Genomic DNA, 18,237 nt, shown 5'->3' on the forward strand with positions numbered 1-18,237 from the left:
GATTGGATAAAGAGAATAAAGGTCGTGTCACAAGTGGGACAACCCCTCAAGGTGATGCGCAAACAAAAGATAAGCAGCCACTATCTCAGCTCGAAAATAGAGCGAAGAAAAGCAATACAAAAAGATGACCTTAGAGACCAGCTTAGCTGATCTCTAACAAAGGGCTAAAATGATTTTTATTTTAGTCCTTTGTCTTCTTTTCAGCGTGATAGAAAACCTTTGCAGTCTAGGAAGGGCGAGTACCGGAGCGGAGCGAATTTGACATTCGTGAGCACCGGAGCGCAGACCTGACAACGAATGCGAGGGTTTGTCTTTACGCTGAGAGATCGGCTTAGCTGATCTCTATTTTACTTAATCGATTCACCATCGGTTCAATTCCTTTGATTTGATGGTATCTCAGCATGGCAGCAGCCCGTTCTTGATTGATGTTCATCTTCGTCTCATCAATTGGACAGCTCAGCGGGACATCACATTTGATCTCTGCCAATAGACGGGAGAGCTTCAAATCTTCTAATCCTGCTTGCATTTTCTTTTGCTGTGCGGCAGTTAGTTCATGAACATTTTCTAATAATCCATCAATGGTTTGATATGTTTGAATAAATTTTAATGCTGTTTTTTCTCCGATTCCTTTCACGCCGGGGTAATTGTCACTTGAATCCCCCATAAGTGCTTTCATATCGATCAGCGCCTTTGGAGAGATGCCCATTTCCTCTTCAAATAAGGCTTTTGTATAATGTTTATAGTTCCCGATTCCTTTTTGCATCAAAGCAACAGTCACTTGTTCATTCAATATCTGCAGCAAATCTCTGTCGCCAGTTAGAACCGTCACACGTGCTTCATTCTGATAGACTGCTGCCAGCGTACCGATACAATCATCTGCCTCAAATCCCTTTAAACCAACGTTTACAATTCCTAGCTCCTCTGTCGCTTCTTTTGCTAAATCGAATTGCGGAATGAGCTCGACAGGTGCCTCTCCTCGATTTGCTTTATAATCTTGAAACAATTCATTTCGGTATGTTTGGCTTCCCATATCCCAGCAGCAAACAATATGAGTTGGCTCAAATGTCTGAACAGCAGTTAATAAATGCTTCAAATAGCCATTTACTCCATTCGTCGGGACGCCGTGATCATTTATCATAAAATTGCGATGGACAGCCGTTGCATAGAACGATCTGAACAGAAGCGCCATGCCATCAACAAGCAGTACGTGTTTATTCATTCTTATAAACTCCCTTTTTCAAAACAATACTCCTATTCTATCACAGAACATAGAATTCGACATAAAAAAGGCGCCCTCTTCTTTTGGAAAAGAAGTGGCACCTTTGGATTATTTTTGACCGTATTGCATTTTTTTCGATTCTGCTTCTGCGTAGGATGGCATCTCTTTTTGTTTCGGGTTACGCTCATCCTGCTTTTTTGCATGCTGCTTTTTTTCCATCATCATTCCCCTTTCTCTGTTCACTTGTTAAGATGACCAAAAAAGAGAAAGTTACTCTTTACTTCTGTTTTCGTTCGACATACTCCTTAACCATATCAATCGTAACATGCTTACGCAGCGGAACAATACCGCCTCGTGCAAGCTCATTCATCTTCGAAGTAATCGCATTGATATCGTCAGTTGTAAATGGTTCGTTTTGCTCACACTTGAAAACAGCAGTCTCTATTGCCTGCTCTCTTTTCTGCTCAAGCGCAAGAAACGACTTGATATGAGCATTCTGTTTTTGTGAATGTGCGGAAATCTCTTCATGTACGCTCGTCATTTTTTATCAACTGCTTTCTTTTTTATATAGTCTATCATGAATCAAATGGTTTTCAACTGATTCTTCCATTCATTTGTCTGCTTGTATACTTGTTCTATCATCGCCTGCTCTTTCGCATCTGTCGTCAAGCTCATGATAAATGTTTGTTTTTGTTCATTCAGCTGCTTGAACGCTTCTGTCTCATATCTTTCAGTAAAGGTCTTCACCATCATTTCGTATCTGCTCTGTAATTCTTCTTTTTCTTTATCTGCCCATTTCGTCGTTAACTGGAAAAGAACATCTCGAATCGCTTCAATAAACGCTGCCTTCCCGTTCTGTTCAAAGAAAGCTTTTGCTGATTTTTGCTTCTTTAAGAGCGGCTCAAACGGCGTTAGGTCCGCTTCCACTTCAATTTGTTTCAGCTCTGCATTTTTCTCATCTGGCGGCGACAGCCGGAGAGAAAAGTAAGGATCTTCTGCACACGCAGCCTGTAATCCTTTCTCCCACTCCTCTTTGAAATATTGAGTGATAAACGATTCCATTCGAATATCAAGCGCCTTTATCTCCTGTACAAATTCAAATTCATAATCCTTTAGCGCCTGTTCAAGCGCTTTTTTCAACTCCTGCCTGAAGTCCCCTTGAGATATTCCAGGATAAAAGGCTGTCTTTAACAGATCATTTGCATAAAGTGACAAGCGCTGAACAATGTGGTAAAGCTGTTCGTGTAAGTCCTTTTTCACACTTTCTGTCACTAGCTTAGATCGTTTAATATGGCTCATTTGATCAACGATCGCTTCATAGGATGTGTCTATCTTTTTCTTTTCCGCTTGCTTTTCATCTTCTGACTGATGCAGCGTCTCATGCAGCTTGTCGACTGTTCTACATAATGTACTCGCTTCAAAATACAGCAGCTCAATCGCATCTTTCGTTAATTCTTCCTCAATAAAATAGTCGAGCTGTGTTCTAAGCTGTGCATACTGGTTATAGGGCGACTGAACCTTTCCTTCGATCTCTTCCTTACTGGATACATGATAAAGGTTTGGCTGCCGGATGCCTTCTTTTGTGAGCTCATTTTTCACATAGTCAAAGACGGTTTCAAGCTCTGTTTGATCCTTTGCGAGGTCAGCTGCATTGATAATAAAAAACATTTTATCCATGCTAAATGAATCTTTTACAAGCCCGAGTTTACGTAAAAATGACCGGTCTGCTTTTGAGAAAGAATGCTGGTAGTAAGTTAAATAAAGAAGGGCATCAGCATCCTTCATATATTGAAAGGCAATCTCTGTATGACGTTTATTCATACTGCTGGCGCCTGGTGTATCAACAATCGTTAGTCCTTTATCTGTTAAAGGTGTACTTAAATACACCGTCACTTCCTTCACCACACAAGAAACAGCCTCTTCTGCCACATATGGCTTTAATTCTTGCAGGGTGACATTGTGCGGCGTTTGTTTTTGAATGGACTCACGGAACTTTTCATGAGCGTTTAAAAAATGTTCAACAATGATGCGGTGATCCTGTTCAAGCTCTCTTTTTTTCAGCGTTCGTTCGAGTTTGGCTTGAAACGTATCTCCCTTTTCTTCTGTTATAGAAAAACCGAGAATTTGATCGAGCTCTTCTAATATTTCCTGCTCGGTTTTGAACACCACTTTCACACTTTCATGCGGATGGTCTTCTGTCGGCCGCGTCAGCTTATTGATCGTGGCCGTCGTTGGTGTAGGAGATGATGGCAGCACCTTTCTCCCAACTAGGGCATTGGCAAACGACGATTTCCCTGAACTAAAAGCACCGAATAAGGCGAGTGTAAATTCCTTCGCTTGAAGCCGCTTTGTTCGTTGTTCAAAGGACTTTCTTTGAGACTGAAGCGCGTTTAATGGCATTAACATTTGAGAAAGCTGCTCAAACTGGTCAATCGACTGCGCTGTCGTAATATGCTGTGATTGACGCATTTGATCAAGCTCTGTCTGCTGCTGATTTTCTTTCTCGCTTTCTTCCGCATGAGTGGACGTATGATTCTGATTTAGCTCGTCATGCTGCATCCGATGTTTTTTCACATAAAACCAATCATCTGTGATCTGCTCATTTGTTCCGTTTTGCCATATATCCCATACATGCTCAATATCTCTTCTGATTTGATCATTTTTTTCCATGCTTTGCTCGAGCGCTTGGAGCTCCTGTGCTGCCTGGGCCCACTTATCTTGTTGCTTTCCCTTTTCATTCATGAGCTGGGTTTTCAGCGTCTCGGTCATTTGTTCAATCAATGGTATTGCTTTCTGTTTGGTCTGTCTTTTCAGTGCTTCACCAGCATCTTTTGCATATTGCAAAACGTATTCATTTGAAAATGTCGCACCATGATGGATGACGTTTTCAAGCAGTGATTCTTCCACAGGTGTTTCAAATGCCATCACTTGATTTAATAGCTCTTCACCAAGCTGATGTTTCTTGACTTCTTTTTTGAGCAGCTCAGCAATATGCCAGTCCACTTCAGCTTTCATTCTTGCTTTGACATCTGCTAAGAAATCGTTCGCCCGCTTTTCTTTTTCCTGCTCAGTTTTATTTTTAGCGAACAGCAGTCCTACCTTAAAGCCAGGTGCTTTCGATTCAATATAGTCACTTGCAAGCTCTCTCATTTTAAATGGGGTTAGGTTTGCATTTTTTAAAATATTCTCGACTTCAAAAGACACTTCGTCTTCTAACTGTTTTGCTCCATTTTCAATAAAGCTGCTTTTCGCTTCAAGTTCCTTGACTTCTCTTCTTTTTTCTTGAAGCAGTGAATCAAGATCCTCTTCTTGCAGCTCTTCTTTTAATGAGTCAATATGTTCTTTTAAAACATTCTCTATTTTCTGCTCGGTATAGGCGCGAAGTGATGCTTTCGGCAATGTTTGTAATTCTTGCAGTTTCTCGTTTAAACGAATCATTTCGTTTCTTGGATGCGACTCATCGGTTACAGATGTAAAGTATAGATGTTCTTCTTCAATGCCCTCTTTAAGAAGCATATCAACTACTTGATTTTTGTAGTCTTCAAACGCTGTCTCATGCTCATCATGTCGATCGACTTGATTTACGATGAAATAAAGATTTGGCACTTTCTCTTTAATGGAGCGAATGAAACGAATGTTTTCTTCTGAATGAACATGGTTGTAGTGCACGACATAAAAAAGAGCATCTGCTTGATGAAGAATAGACGCGGCAGATAAAAAATGGGTATGATCCGTTGAATCAATTCCAGGCGTATCAATCAGTGCCACCTTTTCTTCCAATCCTCTATAGTCACCGCTAATTTCCACCATTTCAATCTGTTCCCCGTCCTTACAAAAACGCTGAACTGCTTCTTTATCATAAGAACCGCTCATTTTTGCAAAACGGCCATCTGAGGTGTGAAGCTTTACTTCACTCTCCCCTTTCCTCACGACGACCAAGTTTGCACTTGTTGGAATCGGACTCGTTGGCAGGATGTGATCATGAAGCAGATGATTCACAAGTGATGACTTTCCAGCTGAATAGTGGCCGGTAAATGCGATATACACTTCTTCTTCTGCTTCCTTTTTGATAATCGATGCAAGTTTGGCTGCGCGTTCATGATCATCCCTTTTGAGAAGGCTTTGATATAAAGCACCTGTAGTTTGAACGAGCGAATCTCGAATAGACAAGTCTTCCATGACGATAAACCCCTTTGTTTTTAGAAAAGTCAGTTATGTATGTGATACCATTTTACACAAAATCAAGAGATTTTTCTTCTGATCTGAGGAAATAAAAAAAATCTGCTGCCCGATCAGTCGCAATTGACTGCGATCAGGAAGCAGATTTTTTAGAAACACCTTTTAATACGAAGCCAATTAATAGGCTGTATACACAGACCGTACCGAGTAAGAAGACCATTGTCATGTGATCACCGTCCATCCTTCGTGATTGAGAATGCTTATCATTAATGAAAGTGTATCACAATTGATAATGATTTTCAATATTAATTTAACAAATACTGATTGAGCGCTTTCTCTTCTGTTTGAATTCTCACAGCCATCATCCATGCATTTAAACATGTGAACAAAATGGCGGTAAAATAGGCATTAAATAAAAGCGGGATCAGCATAAGCTCAATCGCCACCACGACATAGTTAGGATGCTTTAACCAGCGATAAGGTCCTTTTTTCACCATCATCGCATTTGGTACAACTAAAATCTTTGTATTCCAATACGTTCCAAGAGAGCATAATGCCCAATATCGAATAACCTGTGTAGCCAGCAGGAAAACGAGCAACACAAGAAAATAGCGCGACGGCGGCCTGTTTAACCCCCATACCTCAACCATGAGTGAGAGAAAAAAGCCCGCATGCATAGCGACCATATAAGGATAATGACTTGCACCAAATTCAATGGCACCGATCGCTTTCACTTTCTTTTCATTTCTTTTAGCCACAAGCATTTCAATAAGACGCTGACACACGAAGAAACCAATGACGAGCCAAATAATCATGATAAGACCTCCTCCCATTTCATGAGCAGCAGCTCTGATGAAAATCCCGGACCAAGCGCTCCGCAAAGACCCATATCTCCCGCTTCAGCGGATTGATGTTCAAGATAATGCTTGATCACATACAAAACTGTGGCAGAGGACATATTTCCGTGTTGTCTGAGCACTTCTTTTGATGAAAAGAGCTGATCTTCTTGTAAGGATAGACTTTTAATATAGGCATCGATCACTTTTTTCCCTCCAGAATGGGCAAGAAAAACCGATAGATCTTCTGCCGAATACCCTTGCTGCTCTAAAAATTGATCGACTTGCTCTTTTAACCAGCCGGAAATAATGGAAGGAATGTCACGGGAGAAAATAACCCGAAAGCCGTCACTTGTAAATTCCCAGCCCATCACATCCTCAGACTCTTTCATTGTGACAGATTGTGTACCAATCACTTTAGGGACTGTTTTTAGATGGGTGTATTCTGATACACCTTTTTCTCCAGTTAAGAGTACCGCTGCTGTCCCGTCTCCGAACAAAGATGTACCGATTAAATTGCTTTTTGATTGATCTTGCGGCTGAAAGGTTAAACTGCACAGTTCGCAGGCGACAACCAGTACCTTCGCTTCTGGAAATGCCCTTATGTATTCGTAAGCCCGGGTCAACCCCGCCGCTCCGCCCCCGCATCCTAAGCCCCAGATCGGCACTCGTTTCGTATAAGGCGAAAAAGGGAGAACGTTCATCAGTTTTGCATCAAGGCTTGGTGTCGAAAGTCCGGTGCTTGAAATAAAAAACAATGCATCGATTTCTTCAAACGGAATCGGTTTTTTCAGGAATGCCTTCTCATGAAGACAGTGTATGACCGCTTCTTTTGCATGAGCCAATGCTTTTTCCAAATAGAGGTTGTTTTTCTCCTCAAAAGAGTGGTGCGTCTGATACCATTCAATTGGCTGCACAAACTGTCTGCTCTCGATTTCTCCATTTTGAAAAGCTCTGAGCAGCCGGTCGATATCTTTAAACGATCGTTTAAATTGGGATCTAGCAAAATCAGCCGCCTTTTTCTGATCCACATGATGTTGTGGCAGACTCGTTCCAACAGAAAGAATGTACGCCATCGGCTTCACCTCTTTTTTCGATTAATATCCCCTATCGAAAAAAGGATATACATGCCAAAACGTCACAATTCAGTCAAAATATTTTCCTTCGTCTAACTTTTTGTCTTGACGACAATTGATAAATATTGGATAATATAGGTGAAAACATGATGTAGTTTTCCTCCTTCACAGGTTCGTTCTAAGCCAAGCGAACCTGCTTTTTTTATGCAAAAAAACACTTCTAAAAGAGAAGTGTTCAGACCGTAGTAATTATAAAGGGTTTACGCTGGACATAGTGTTTTCCATGTCTAGTTAGCTAATTTTTTAAGATTTATGGCAGCGAGAGTAAGCATCGCTTGCATTGAAATTTTTTTAGTACACGAAGTTTCGCCCAACGCATACTATGCTTTTCTTTTGCATCCGCAAAGACGCGTTCTTTATTTCTCTCCGCTTTGCATAGTTGCTTTTATTAATTTCAGTGAGTCTTAGGTAGTTTACTTCATCTAGTCTTGCCAAATATGCGATGAATTTGCTTGGTATGATTTTGACTTTGTGTACAGTTATCTAGAAAAGAACTAGTTTTACAAACCTCTGAGCCGGACACATATTGTTTAAATCCTTCTCTAGTCGTTGTACGGTAAGAGAGAATTTGCCGATATCTTCTTTATTTTGTAGTGGTACGAGCTTTTCTCTATTGTTTTTTGAGATTAATCGCCTCTGTCTCCACTTTCCACATGAGCACCCTTTTTTCAATGAAATCGTCATGATACAACACTTTCATAAGGAATCTCCCTTTCGCTTCGAGTTAATGGTCACATCTGATGCTATCTTAGCGTATAAATATTAACGTTTCGATCATTATTCAGAATGATTTTATTTAAACATGAATGGATCACCTTTATTTGCTGATCAACACAAAGTAACAACCATAAATTTCTAATTCATTTGAATTTTCTATATAAAAAGGATTTTTTCCACTATATACATAATCAATATGTGTACCAAGAAAAACAGTGAAAAAAGAAAGAATCTACAACATGGTTCGGCTCAAAATTTAATTGACTGGAGTGATTGTAATGAAAAAGGTTTCCAAAAAAAAGACACCCTACAACATGATACTTCTCTCAAAGGTAATTGGTTTAGTGCTTCTTACACTGTTTCTCTTTTTTATCTGGGATATGTCTAAACCCCATTTGCAGGCGACAAATGGGCAAGCAAAAAATGTTGCCAGCAGTGACTTCCGTGACACAAGCATCAGTCTGAAAGCAAAAGATCAGTCTACAAGAACATTGGATACACATTTTAAGACCAATCCAAACCAACAGGCAACAAATAAAACGGTCTTTTTAACATTTGATGATGGTCCTTCTGCTACATCAAATCAGCTGTTAAATGTATTAAAAGCACATCACGTGAAGGCGACGTTCTTCATGCTTGGACCGCAAATCCAAGCACACCAATCAGCTGTGAAAAGACTTTATCAAGAAGGACATCAATTAGGTCTTCATGGCATGACGCATGATATAAACCTCTTTTATCAGAACAGCGAGTCTCCCGTTAATGAAATGAGAGAAGCTCAGCGTATTCTTGCCTCTGTTACAGGTGTCTACAGCCGTCTTGTAAGAACCCCCTATGGCAGTGTTCCAAATTTAACATATCATCAAAAAGTACGTTTAAACCAAAATGGCTTTATTTACTGGGACTGGACGATTGATAGCCTTGACTGGAGATATAAAAACTCACAATATGTTCCAGAGGTATTGAATCAATTGCAAATGTTTGAGAATAATAAACCATGGGAACCAAAAGTTATATTAATGCATGATCAACCCTCTACCACAAACTATTTAGACAGCCTGATTATACAGCTAAAAGCAAGGGGCTATACATTTGCAGTCATTAACGAAACAATGCCGCCGGTACAGCATTAATAGTGATAATCACAAAAAGCCCGTATCCAAAAGATGCGGGCTTTCAGCTTGTAGACAAACCCTTACACGCTCCTTCCTAGGATCAAAGGTTTTTTATCAAGCTAAAAAGAAGACAAAGAGCTAAAAAAAGGTCATTTTAGCTCTTTGTCCATAATCTGAATCCCTCTCCAAGAGAGGTGTTTACATAACAGATTGCTTAGGTTCTTCTACCAGGTCATGCTCGGCTTCTTTTTTAAAAGGAATCATGTGATAAATAATATGAAGCAAAATTGCGGTAAAGCTTCCGGCCACAATGCCGTTACTTGTTAATAATTTCATCGAATCTGGCAGATGCTCAAACATTTGCGGTACGACGGTAACACCTAAGCCGATTCCCACGGAGCAAGCAACGATCAGCAAGTTCTCCTGCTTTGCAAAATCCACGCGTGAGAGCATTTTAATACCGTATGCAATGACCATACCAAACATGGCAACCATTGCACCGCCAAGAACCGATTTTGGAATAATCGTCGTAAAGGCAGCGATTTTAGGAAAAAGACCAAATAACATGAGCAATGCCCCTGTTACGACAATAACTTGGTTTTTCTTGACGCCAGTTAGCTGGATCAATCCAACGTTTTGTGAGTAGGCTGTGTACGGAAAAGCATTGAAGATTCCACCTAATAACACAGCAATCCCCTCTGCCCGATAGCCTTTAGCCAAATCTTTTTCTTTTAATGAACGGTTTGTTAAATCACCTAGTGCGAAATAAACGCCTGTTGATTCAACTAATGACACAATCGCAACTAACGTCATGGTCATGATCGGTGCAAATTCAAAGGTCGGCATGCCAAAATAAAATGGCTCAATCATGCGGAAAACCTGGGCGTTTGCCACCTCAGCTGTTTCCACTTTCCCCATAAACGCAGCAACTGCTGTCCCAAGGAGGATACCGATTAAAATGGCGATCGCCTTCATAAACCCTTTCGTGAATCGATAGAGCAGTACAATGATAAATAGTACAAGGAAAGCGAGCCCTAGATTTTCAAAAGAACCATAGTCCGCACTTCCTTCTCCTCCTGCCATATTGTTCATCGCTACAGGAATGAGGGTGATACCAATAATCGTGACGACAGAGCCTGTGACAACAGGCGGGAAAAATTTCACAAGCTTCCCAAAGAAAAAAGAAAGAAGAATGACAATACACCCAGAAGCGATAATACTGCCATAGATAGACGAAATTCCATACTTAGAGCCAATCGCAATCATTGGAGAAACCGCCGTAAATGTACAGCCTAATACAACAGGTAAACCGATTCCAAAGAAGCGGTTTTTCCATACTTGAAGCAATGTAGCAGCCCCGCACATGAAAATATCCGCAGAGATGAGGTAAGTCAGCTGTGCAGGCGTGAGCCCAAGCGCATCTCCAACAATGAGCGGTACAAGAACAGCACCTGCATACATTGCCAGTACATGCTGAATGCCCAGCGAGAGCGTTTTGACTTTTTTAGCGGCATTCATGATTGTACCTCCCGTACAAACGTGACTTTCCCTTCCTCAAGTGATTCAATACGTGCGAGGGACTCGACGCGGTAGCCCATTTGCACAAGCGCATTTCTTCCAGGCTGGAATGATTTTTCAATGACAATGCCAAATCCGGCTACTTTCGCCTTTGCCTGCTTTGCAATCGCTGCAAGTCCTTTCGCAGCTTCACCATTTGCTAAAAAATCATCAATGATTAACACACAATCGTTTTCACTCAGATGCGTATTTGAGACAGCAATCGTGCTTTCTACTTTTTTCGTAAAAGAGTACACACTGGCTGTTAACAGGTTATCCGTTAATGTGAGTGATTGACGTTTTCTTGCAAACACAACAGGGACTTGAAGAGCAAGCCCAGCCATCACAGCAGGTGCGATGCCTGAAGATTCGATTGTGATGATTTTTGTAATGCCATCATGCTTAAATAATCTAGCAAACTCTTGCCCAATCTCATGCATTAACACAGGATCAATTTGATGATTTAAAAAAGCATCTACCTTTAACACTTGATTTGACAGAACGATTCCTTCGTTCTCAATTTTTTGACGTAACAATTCCATCATTTTTCCCCCTAGCATATTGGCAAACATTCGATTTTTTGCATAAAAAAAGCATTGCTGCCCATGAGGAGCAAGCAATGCGAAAACGATCCACGGATCTTCAGCTCAGACAAGAGCTGTTTCATTTTGCTCACTCATAGTCGGACCGTATCGGTGTCCGGTAGAAACTTGCGTGCCATCATCACGCGATTATATGAGTGTTATAGTGTTCAAATTATAACAAGATTTCAGACGCTTGGAAAGCACTTTTCCAGAAAAATACCGAACTTAAATAATAGATCAGAACAAAATGTTCGTTTTTAGAATATTCAAGCATCAAAAAAGCACCCTTCTCATGAAAGGGTGCCCTTCTTTTATGATAAATACAGTTTCGTATATTTATCCGTTAAGTAGTCGATTAAATATTGAACATTTAATTCTTCGCCTGTTGCATCTTGAATGATTTCAGATGGCTTTTTCCGTTTTCCATGCTGATGAACATGTTCCGTCAGCCATTCTTTTATCGGTGCAAAAGACCCATTTTGAATTAGCTCATCAAAATTTGGTAAGTCTTTAATCATTTGTTGTTTTAATTGCGCCGCATACATATAACCAAGGGCATATGAAGGGAAATAGCCAAAACTTCCATCAGACCAGTGAACATCCTGCAAGATACCGAGTGCATCATTAGGAGGCGTAATGCCAAGATACGCTTGATATTTTTCATTCCAAAGTGCAGGTAGATCTTCAACTGCTACTTCTTCATTGAAAATCGCTTTCTCAATTTCATAGCGGATGATAATGTGAAGCGGATACGTCAGTTCATCGGCTTCAATTCGAATGTAAGTCGGCTTCGATTCATTCACTGCATGCACAAAGTCTTCTAAAGAAACATCTTTAAATTGCTCAGGAGATGCTTCTTGCAGCTTTTGATAATACGTTTTCCAGAAATCTTCGTGTCTGCCGATAAAGTTCTCAAAGAAAAGAGACTGTGATTCATGGATACCCATTGAAGTGCCATCACATAAAAGCGTTCCGCTCAGTGCTTCATCAATGTTTTGCTCATAAATCGCATGACCACATTCATGAATCGTGCCAAAGATCGCCATTCGAAAATCATGCTCATCATAACGGGTCGTCACACGCACGTCACCTCTGCTTAATGTCACTGCAAATGGATGGACGGTTGTATCAAGGCGGCCTGCGTCAAAGTCATATCCCAATTCTTTTAAGAAAAAGAGGCTCAATTCCTTTTGTTTATCAATCGGAAAGCTTTTCGATAAAAATGAAGTATCCGGCTTATTTGGTGAAGCTTCGATTTTTTTCACAAGAGGAACAATAGCGTCACGAAGTGCACCAAATTTTTGATCAAGCTGTTCAACCGTCATATCTGGCTCATAGTTATTGAGCAGCACATCATAAGGCGTTTTTTTCACGCCCCAATATTGGATGAAACGCTTGTTAAAGTCAATAAGCTGTTTTAAGTATGGTGCAAAGAGTGAAAAGTCTGATTTCTCCCTTGCTTCTACCCAAACATGCTCTGCTTTTGATTGCAAAATCGAGTATTCTTTAAATTCTTCTTTCGGAATTTTGCTGTTTTCATCATACTCTTTTTGTGATAATTCGAGCGCCTTTTGTGTATCTTTTGACAGCTCATTTCGATGTTTGTTTAATTCGTGAAGAAGATCTCTCATTTCGTCAGAAGTCTTCATATTAAAAATGTCACTTGATAATTGACCGATCGTTTCCGCTCTAAAATCCGCACTTTTTTTAGGCGCTTGTGTTCTAGAGTCCCAATAAAGTAAATGGAGCGCCTCTGTATAATGGGCGATTTTCCCTAGTAATTGATAAAACGCTTTCTCAGTTGCTTCAAGACTCATGCGTTTGTTCCCCCTATCAATAATATGTATGTACGTTTCAAGGCTACTTCAATGAATGTTCTTTTGTCAATGAAAAAGGAGGACACACAGCGGTATCCTCCTCCTTTACAAGTTTTCAGCTATTTAAGATGTAATGATGGGCTTTACTGGCAGGACGGATTCAATTTTACTTTGAAGCGCCGTATCTTCCTTACGATCAAAATATATATGAATGCTTCCTGCGTCTTGGCTTGTCCGGATCAGTCTTCCGATCCCTTGGCGTAAGCGAAGCAGCATATACGGAAGGTCAACTTCAGCATGTGCATCCTTTGCTTCATTTCTTTTCGCTTCAAATACCGGATCATGCGGCGGATAAGGAAGTCCCCAGATGATCACATTCGTTAATGATTCACCTGGAATATCAAGCCCTTCCCACAGATGAACAGAGCTTAACACAGACGTCTCATCAGCTTGGAACTTTTGAACAATTGTGCTGATTTCCTCGTCTCCCTCAAAATATACGTCAAACGGCAGTGATTCATTTGCTGCTTCCAGCTGTTTTCTAAAGAAATGGAGTTCATCAAATGAAGGGAATAGAATCAGAGATCGTCCTCCATTTTCTTTCAGCTGAGTGATCACTTGCTGTGCTTTTGCCTCTTGCTCAGCGATCTGCTGAATTCCATGGAAATAAATCTTCATTTGTTCATCGTAATCATACGGCGAAGCGACACTCATTGATAAGTAATCTTTAATCCCAAGACTTTCAGCTAAATAATCAAAGGATTGATTCTCAGACAATGTAGCGGAAGAGAAAATATATGGTCTTTTTTGCGAGAAAACTTTTTCGCCAAGTACCTCTGCAACCGTCTTCGGCATCACAACAAATGTTGTATCTAATTCCTGTTTTTCCAGCCAGCTAATGGCATTTTTTTGATAAAGCGATAGAGAATACGCCATTTGTTCAATGTATTCTTCCACAACAGATAATTCGTATTGATCGATCGTATACATTTCAGATTCAAACACGAGCGCTTCTCCGATTTTTTCAAGCAAGTCACACAATTCGCTTGCAGAACGCTTCACCTCATCGACACGCCCAATTTCAAGCCGGTGCGAGCCTTTGACTTCTTTGGCATGTGTTTTTAAGAGATAAAAGAACTCATCGTTTGTTGCAAGTGCATCTTCAACAAGCTCTGCAAATTCTTCGCGTATGTCGTTTTGCAAAAGACGCTCCAAAAATGTTTCAAGCGTTGATTGCTTCACTCGGTACGTTAAGGCTTTTTGTGCGGCAAACTCGAGAAGATGTCCTTCATCAAATACGACGGAGCTATGCTCAGGAAGCAGCGGAAGCTGTCCCTCACGTTTTCGGGATTCCTTCGTCCACACATGCTCCATGTAAAAATCATGTGAACAGATGATGAGATCTGTCGCTTTCCGGTAATGATCTCTTGATAAATTCAGACCGCAGCGATGGCGCATATCGCACGTCAGGCAGTCCTGAAATGAGTCATAGCCAATTCGTGACCATTCATCATTTGATAACTCTGGATACTCTTTTCGATCGCCATATGGATAAAAGGTTTGCATACCATGTGATTCATGAACAAATGAAGGCAGTGATTCATAAATATCGAGCCACTTTTCATCATCTTCACGCTGCATCGTTTTCTCTAGCTTCTTTAAGCATAAATATTGATCATGCGATTTACTTAATCTCGCATCTATTTGAATATCAAGGTGATTGGCAATTTTATAGATATCACCTTCTTGTTTAACGAGCTGTTCAATTAACGTTTCGTCTGCACATGCAATAATCGCAGGCTTCCCTGTATACCTTGCATATGTGACGGCAAATAATAGATAGACGATGGTTTTGCCTGTGCCTACCCCAGCTTCGGCAAACATCACACTTTTTTCTTTAAAGGCTCTTTCTAGCTGAAAAGCCATGAATATTTGTTCATCTCGAAGATCAAAGCCCTTTTCTGGCAAAATGTCATAAAACACATCACCAATCCAGTTGCCCAGTTCTTCGTAAAAATTGTGTTCTTTTGATAATGAAAAAGGCAAACGAGATGCTGTCACCTGCTTCAACCCCCAACTTTTGAATCATTCAGACATTCAATAGTACCATTTACGCTGGGGAAAAACAATCTTTTTTTATGAGCGCAGGCGATGTTGATAGCTTTCCTTCATTAAAAATGCATGCTCAGAACGTTCTATGTATGCCTGAGCCAGTGCCAAATCTTCGATGGCTGCCGTAAGCTGAGCAGATTGTCCACCTTCATGCCCTTCTATTTCTTGAGCAGTCGAAGCGAGTGCTTTTTGGATTAACTGAATTTGATCATAATGAATCATGACGACACCTCTTTTTTTAAAATCAAGTTCAGTTTATTCCGTCTCGCTTAGAGTTATACCTTTTCAGCACAAAAAAGCCGCACCTTCTTTCGGTGCGGCCATTTATTACGATTCAGTTGTTTGTTTTCTAGGCGGGCGTTTTCCCCAATATTGATAATAGTCTGTTTTGATAAAACCGTTAAACAGCTTTCTCTTTTTCGTCGCTTTTCTTCCGAAGCATTCTTCGAATTTTTCGTGTGACGTTAAGATGTATATGGACCAGGTATCTAGGTTCTTAAATGCTTCACCCATTCCTTGATACATTTTTTCAACTGCTGGTTTATCACTCAGTCGTTCACCGTAAGGAGGATTTCCGACAATCACACCATACTCTTCTTTTGTTTGAAAGTCTTTTACTTGCATTTGTTTAAACTCAATCAGTTCACTTAGTCCTGCTTCTTCTGCATTCATTTTTGCAATGTCTACCATACGATGGTCGATATCACTTGCAATAATGCGGAGCGGCTGGTCATAGTTTGCTTTTTCTTCTACTTCTACACGCGCTTTGTTCCATACGTCTTCGCCGATCCATTCCCATGATTCAGACGCAAAATCCCGGTTGAATCCCGGGGCAATGTTTTGTCCTATCATCGCTGCTTCAATGGCGATTGTTCCTGATCCGCAGAAAGGATCAACAAACGGACGGTCAGGTGTCCAGTTCGTTAATAGGACGAGCGCAGCTGCAAGCGTTTCTTTAATAGGTGCTCCGCCTTGATCCATGCGGTATCCACGTTTATGAAGACCTACACCAGATGTATCAAGAGTAAGCACAGCTTTATCTTTTAAAAGAGCAATCTCGATTTTATATTCAGGTCCCGTCTCTTCAAGCCATTCAGACTGAATATTGTAGGAGGATTTCAGCTTTTGGGCGATGGCTTTTTTGACGATGCGCTGGCAGTCCGGCACACTGGCAAGCTGAGATTTCACAGATTTCCCGATGACAGGAAACGTACTGTTTTTTGGTAAAAAAGCGGCCCAGTCAATCGCTTTCGTCCGTTCAAAAAGCTCATCAAATGTTTTTGCCGAAAATTCAGCAACTTGTACCTTGATCCGGTCTGCTGTACGCAGCCAAAGGTTTGCACGGCAAATCGCAAGAGCATCCCCCTTGAAAATCACTTTTCCATTGTCGACTGTGCAATCATAGCCAAGGTCTCTTACTTCTTTTGCAACAATTGCTTCAATCCCCATTGGAGCTGTTGCGATGAGTGTATAGGTTTTCATTAATTTATCACCTGTTTTCTCGTCCTTTTATGTATTCAAGATAAAAGCTCTCCATATGTTGAAATAGGAGAGCTTTGTTTCATCATGTTTATTATAACGGATATAACGTTCTGTAAGCCATGTTTTGTTCCATCGTACTGCAAACGGCAAATGCCTCGTACTCAGGTGGTAATCATCTATCTACAGAATTCTCTGTCCTTCTCTCCGTTTGGTTCCTTTGAGAAAGTTCCCCTACCAAGTTTGGGTTTCTCGCTCGAGGGGTTTACCGCGTTCCACTCTCACCATTTCTAGTGAGACTTCGTCACTGTGGCACTTTCAAGGATACTTTGCCATATCCTAAAGAGGACGTAGGCATTTTTCCTGCCGTCAGCCTTTCCCAGGCTGCCCTGGCTTATTTTTTCGCCAGGCACGAACACTACGGGCATCTCAGCACCGTGCGAGCATGGACTTTCCTCTGCAATGCCCTAAATAGCATTACAGCGATTACCCGAACGTTAATCAATAAGCGTTATTATAAACGACAATGACATCTGACACAAGCTTTTTCAGCAAGACTCAATCATAAAGTTTGCTGCCAAAAACGTGTTTCTCAAGGTTCGATAGTCTTTTTAAAATATCAAAGTTTGTTGTATTAGACTGTGCAGGCTGTCTTTTCCCTTGTTCAACAGCTTCTTCAAGCTGTTTTGACAAGTGGAGGTTTTCTTGTTGAAGTTTTTCGATTTCTTGGTTGAATGTCTCATAGTCTTTAATGACCATATCTAAAAATTTATCGACTTCTTCTTGTTTGTACCCTCTGACACCTGTTTTAAATTCTTTTTCTAAAATTTCTTTCGCAGAAAGCTTTACTTTATCAGCAAGCATCTTTTTCACCTCATATCGTGAATTCATAGTATATTTTTTCAGAAATACGTGACGTTGTCAAATTTTCTCTTGCTTTTAATCAAAAAACGGATCTTCCGCCTCAACCTGCGCTCTTAGATCATCCATTGTGATGTACATAATGGGGTAATCGGTATAGGCTTCTGCTTCTCTAATCATATACTTCGGCGATCCCTCATGCTCGGGATCATATAAGACGAGAAGTCCATCTGTTTTTTCAATAAAAAAGCGGTTCTTTTGTTTAAATTGTGCCGGACTTTCATACGGTCTATGCGTGACACTTTCTACAAAATCGGCCTGTGCAAGAATTCCTTCATACAATTCTTTGTTTTGCTCATTCCAGCGCTCTTCCTGTTCATAAAATGGCGTAATGACTGCAAGTTTTAACGCTGGATATTCCTCCTGAAGCTCAAACACCACTTCGGCTGTCCAGATTTCTGCGCCAAGCTGGCCTGATATGAGCACCCATTCCAGACCTTCTTCGATAAGGGCTGTCAGCCTTTTTTGAAGCTCCGCTTTTATGTATTGAAGTGCAGGCTCGTCTTGCTTGAATATCCCAAGCTCAAACGGCTTGTACCCTGTGACAGCAATAATTTTCATTTCT

Annotated in this window: 16 protein-coding genes, 1 other RNA gene, 1 pseudogene and 1 riboswitch; of the genes and pseudogenes, 2 read left to right on the forward strand and 16 right to left on the reverse strand. The window is 40.7% G+C overall.

Going from position 1 to position 18,237, the window contains the following annotated elements:
* The first annotated feature begins 2 nt into the window (after nt 1–2).
* Nucleotides 3–128, forward strand: coding sequence for a small, acid-soluble spore protein L (locus tag NST59_RS09945; RefSeq protein ID WP_126681666.1), 126 nt, complete (start codon nt 3–5; stop codon nt 126–128).
* A gap of 203 nt (nt 129–331) precedes the next feature.
* On the opposite strand, the gene NST59_RS09950 is transcribed toward NST59_RS09945, so the two are convergent.
* From NST59_RS09950 to NST59_RS09980, 7 genes and pseudogenes are all read right to left on the reverse strand, one after another.
* Entirely contained in the window at nt 332–1,219 is an 888-nt protein-coding gene (locus NST59_RS09950) for a 5'-3' exonuclease (protein WP_058837920.1), read from the reverse strand.
* Between the two features lie 277 nt (nt 1,220–1,496).
* A complete protein-coding gene (locus tag NST59_RS09955; RefSeq protein ID WP_039179417.1) occupies nt 1,497–1,760 on the reverse strand; it encodes a YpbS family protein in 264 nt (87 codons plus the stop codon).
* Nucleotides 1,761–1,801: 41 nt separating this feature from the next.
* Nucleotides 1,802–5,398 (reverse strand): dynamin family protein, encoded by a 3,597-nt coding sequence (locus tag NST59_RS09960; protein ID WP_144490263.1) that lies wholly within the window; start codon nt 5,396–5,398, stop codon nt 1,802–1,804.
* A 133-nt stretch (nt 5,399–5,531) separates the two neighbouring features.
* On the reverse strand, nt 5,532–5,639 hold the full coding sequence (gene fbpC, locus NST59_RS09965; RefSeq protein ID WP_306299200.1) for a Fur-regulated basic protein FbpC: 108 nt from the start codon (nt 5,637–5,639) through the stop codon (nt 5,532–5,534).
* Nucleotides 5,640–5,703: 64 nt separating this feature from the next.
* Nucleotides 5,704–6,213, reverse strand: a complete 510-nt coding sequence (locus NST59_RS09970) for an isoprenylcysteine carboxyl methyltransferase family protein (protein WP_034623498.1) — start codon at nt 6,211–6,213, stop codon at nt 5,704–5,706.
* On the reverse strand, nt 6,210–7,310 hold the full coding sequence (locus tag NST59_RS09975) for a type III polyketide synthase (protein ID WP_144491440.1): 1,101 nt from the start codon (nt 7,308–7,310) through the stop codon (nt 6,210–6,212). Before NST59_RS09975 ends, NST59_RS09970 begins: the two co-directional genes overlap by 4 nt.
* Before the next feature lie 287 nt (nt 7,311–7,597).
* Nucleotides 7,598–7,941: pseudogene (locus tag NST59_RS09980) on the reverse strand (transposase); the annotation flags it as partial.
* 424 nt (nt 7,942–8,365) lie between these two features.
* On the opposite strand from NST59_RS09980, the gene NST59_RS09985 reads away from it, so the two are divergent.
* Nucleotides 8,366–9,220 (forward strand): polysaccharide deacetylase family protein, encoded by an 855-nt coding sequence (locus NST59_RS09985; RefSeq protein ID WP_064497505.1) that lies wholly within the window; start codon nt 8,366–8,368, stop codon nt 9,218–9,220.
* A gap of 180 nt (nt 9,221–9,400) precedes the next feature.
* On the opposite strand, the gene pbuX is transcribed toward NST59_RS09985, so the two are convergent.
* The 9 genes from pbuX to NST59_RS10030 all read right to left on the reverse strand — a co-directional run bounded on the left by pbuX (nt 9,401) and on the right by NST59_RS10030 (nt 18,233).
* Nucleotides 9,401–10,720 (reverse strand): xanthine permease PbuX, encoded by a 1,320-nt coding sequence (pbuX, locus tag NST59_RS09990; RefSeq protein WP_041085819.1) that lies wholly within the window; start codon nt 10,718–10,720, stop codon nt 9,401–9,403.
* Nucleotides 10,717–11,301, reverse strand: coding sequence for a xanthine phosphoribosyltransferase (xpt, locus tag NST59_RS09995; RefSeq protein WP_024422759.1), 585 nt, complete (start codon nt 11,299–11,301; stop codon nt 10,717–10,719). The genes pbuX and xpt overlap by 4 nt, the downstream gene beginning before the upstream one ends.
* Nucleotides 11,302–11,418: 117 nt before the next feature.
* Nucleotides 11,419–11,518: riboswitch (purine riboswitch) on the reverse strand.
* 136 nt (nt 11,519–11,654) lie between these two features.
* On the reverse strand, nt 11,655–13,160 hold the full coding sequence (locus NST59_RS10000) for a carboxypeptidase M32 (protein ID WP_039179434.1): 1,506 nt from the start codon (nt 13,158–13,160) through the stop codon (nt 11,655–11,657).
* 123 nt (nt 13,161–13,283) lie between these two features.
* The gene (locus tag NST59_RS10005) at nt 13,284–15,221 is read right to left on the reverse strand and encodes an ATP-dependent DNA helicase (RefSeq protein ID WP_144464532.1); all 1,938 of its coding nucleotides are present in this window, start codon (nt 15,219–15,221) and stop codon (nt 13,284–13,286) included.
* A 75-nt stretch (nt 15,222–15,296) separates the two neighbouring features.
* The gene (locus NST59_RS10010; protein ID WP_024422762.1) at nt 15,297–15,494 is read right to left on the reverse strand and encodes a hypothetical protein; all 198 of its coding nucleotides are present in this window, start codon (nt 15,492–15,494) and stop codon (nt 15,297–15,299) included.
* A gap of 105 nt (nt 15,495–15,599) precedes the next feature.
* Nucleotides 15,600–16,754 carry a THUMP domain-containing class I SAM-dependent RNA methyltransferase gene (locus tag NST59_RS10015; protein ID WP_341040589.1) on the reverse strand — a complete coding sequence of 385 codons (1,155 nt, stop codon included), beginning with the start codon at nt 16,752–16,754 and terminating at the stop codon, nt 15,600–15,602.
* Between the two features lie 108 nt (nt 16,755–16,862).
* Nucleotides 16,863–17,249, reverse strand: an RNA gene (rnpB, locus tag NST59_RS10020) — RNase P RNA component class B.
* Between the two features lie 60 nt (nt 17,250–17,309).
* Nucleotides 17,310–17,615, reverse strand: a complete 306-nt coding sequence (gene gpsB / locus NST59_RS10025; protein WP_012010336.1) for a cell division regulator GpsB — start codon at nt 17,613–17,615, stop codon at nt 17,310–17,312.
* A gap of 75 nt (nt 17,616–17,690) precedes the next feature.
* Nucleotides 17,691–18,233 carry a DUF1273 domain-containing protein gene (locus NST59_RS10030; protein ID WP_029706022.1) on the reverse strand — a complete coding sequence of 181 codons (543 nt, stop codon included), beginning with the start codon at nt 18,231–18,233 and terminating at the stop codon, nt 17,691–17,693.
* Nucleotides 18,234–18,237: the final 4 nt, after the last annotated feature.

The sequence above is a fragment of the Bacillus sp. FSL R5-0439 genome (assembly GCF_038008805.1).
GTDB lineage: Bacteria > Bacillota > Bacilli > Bacillales > Bacillaceae > Bacillus > Bacillus safensis.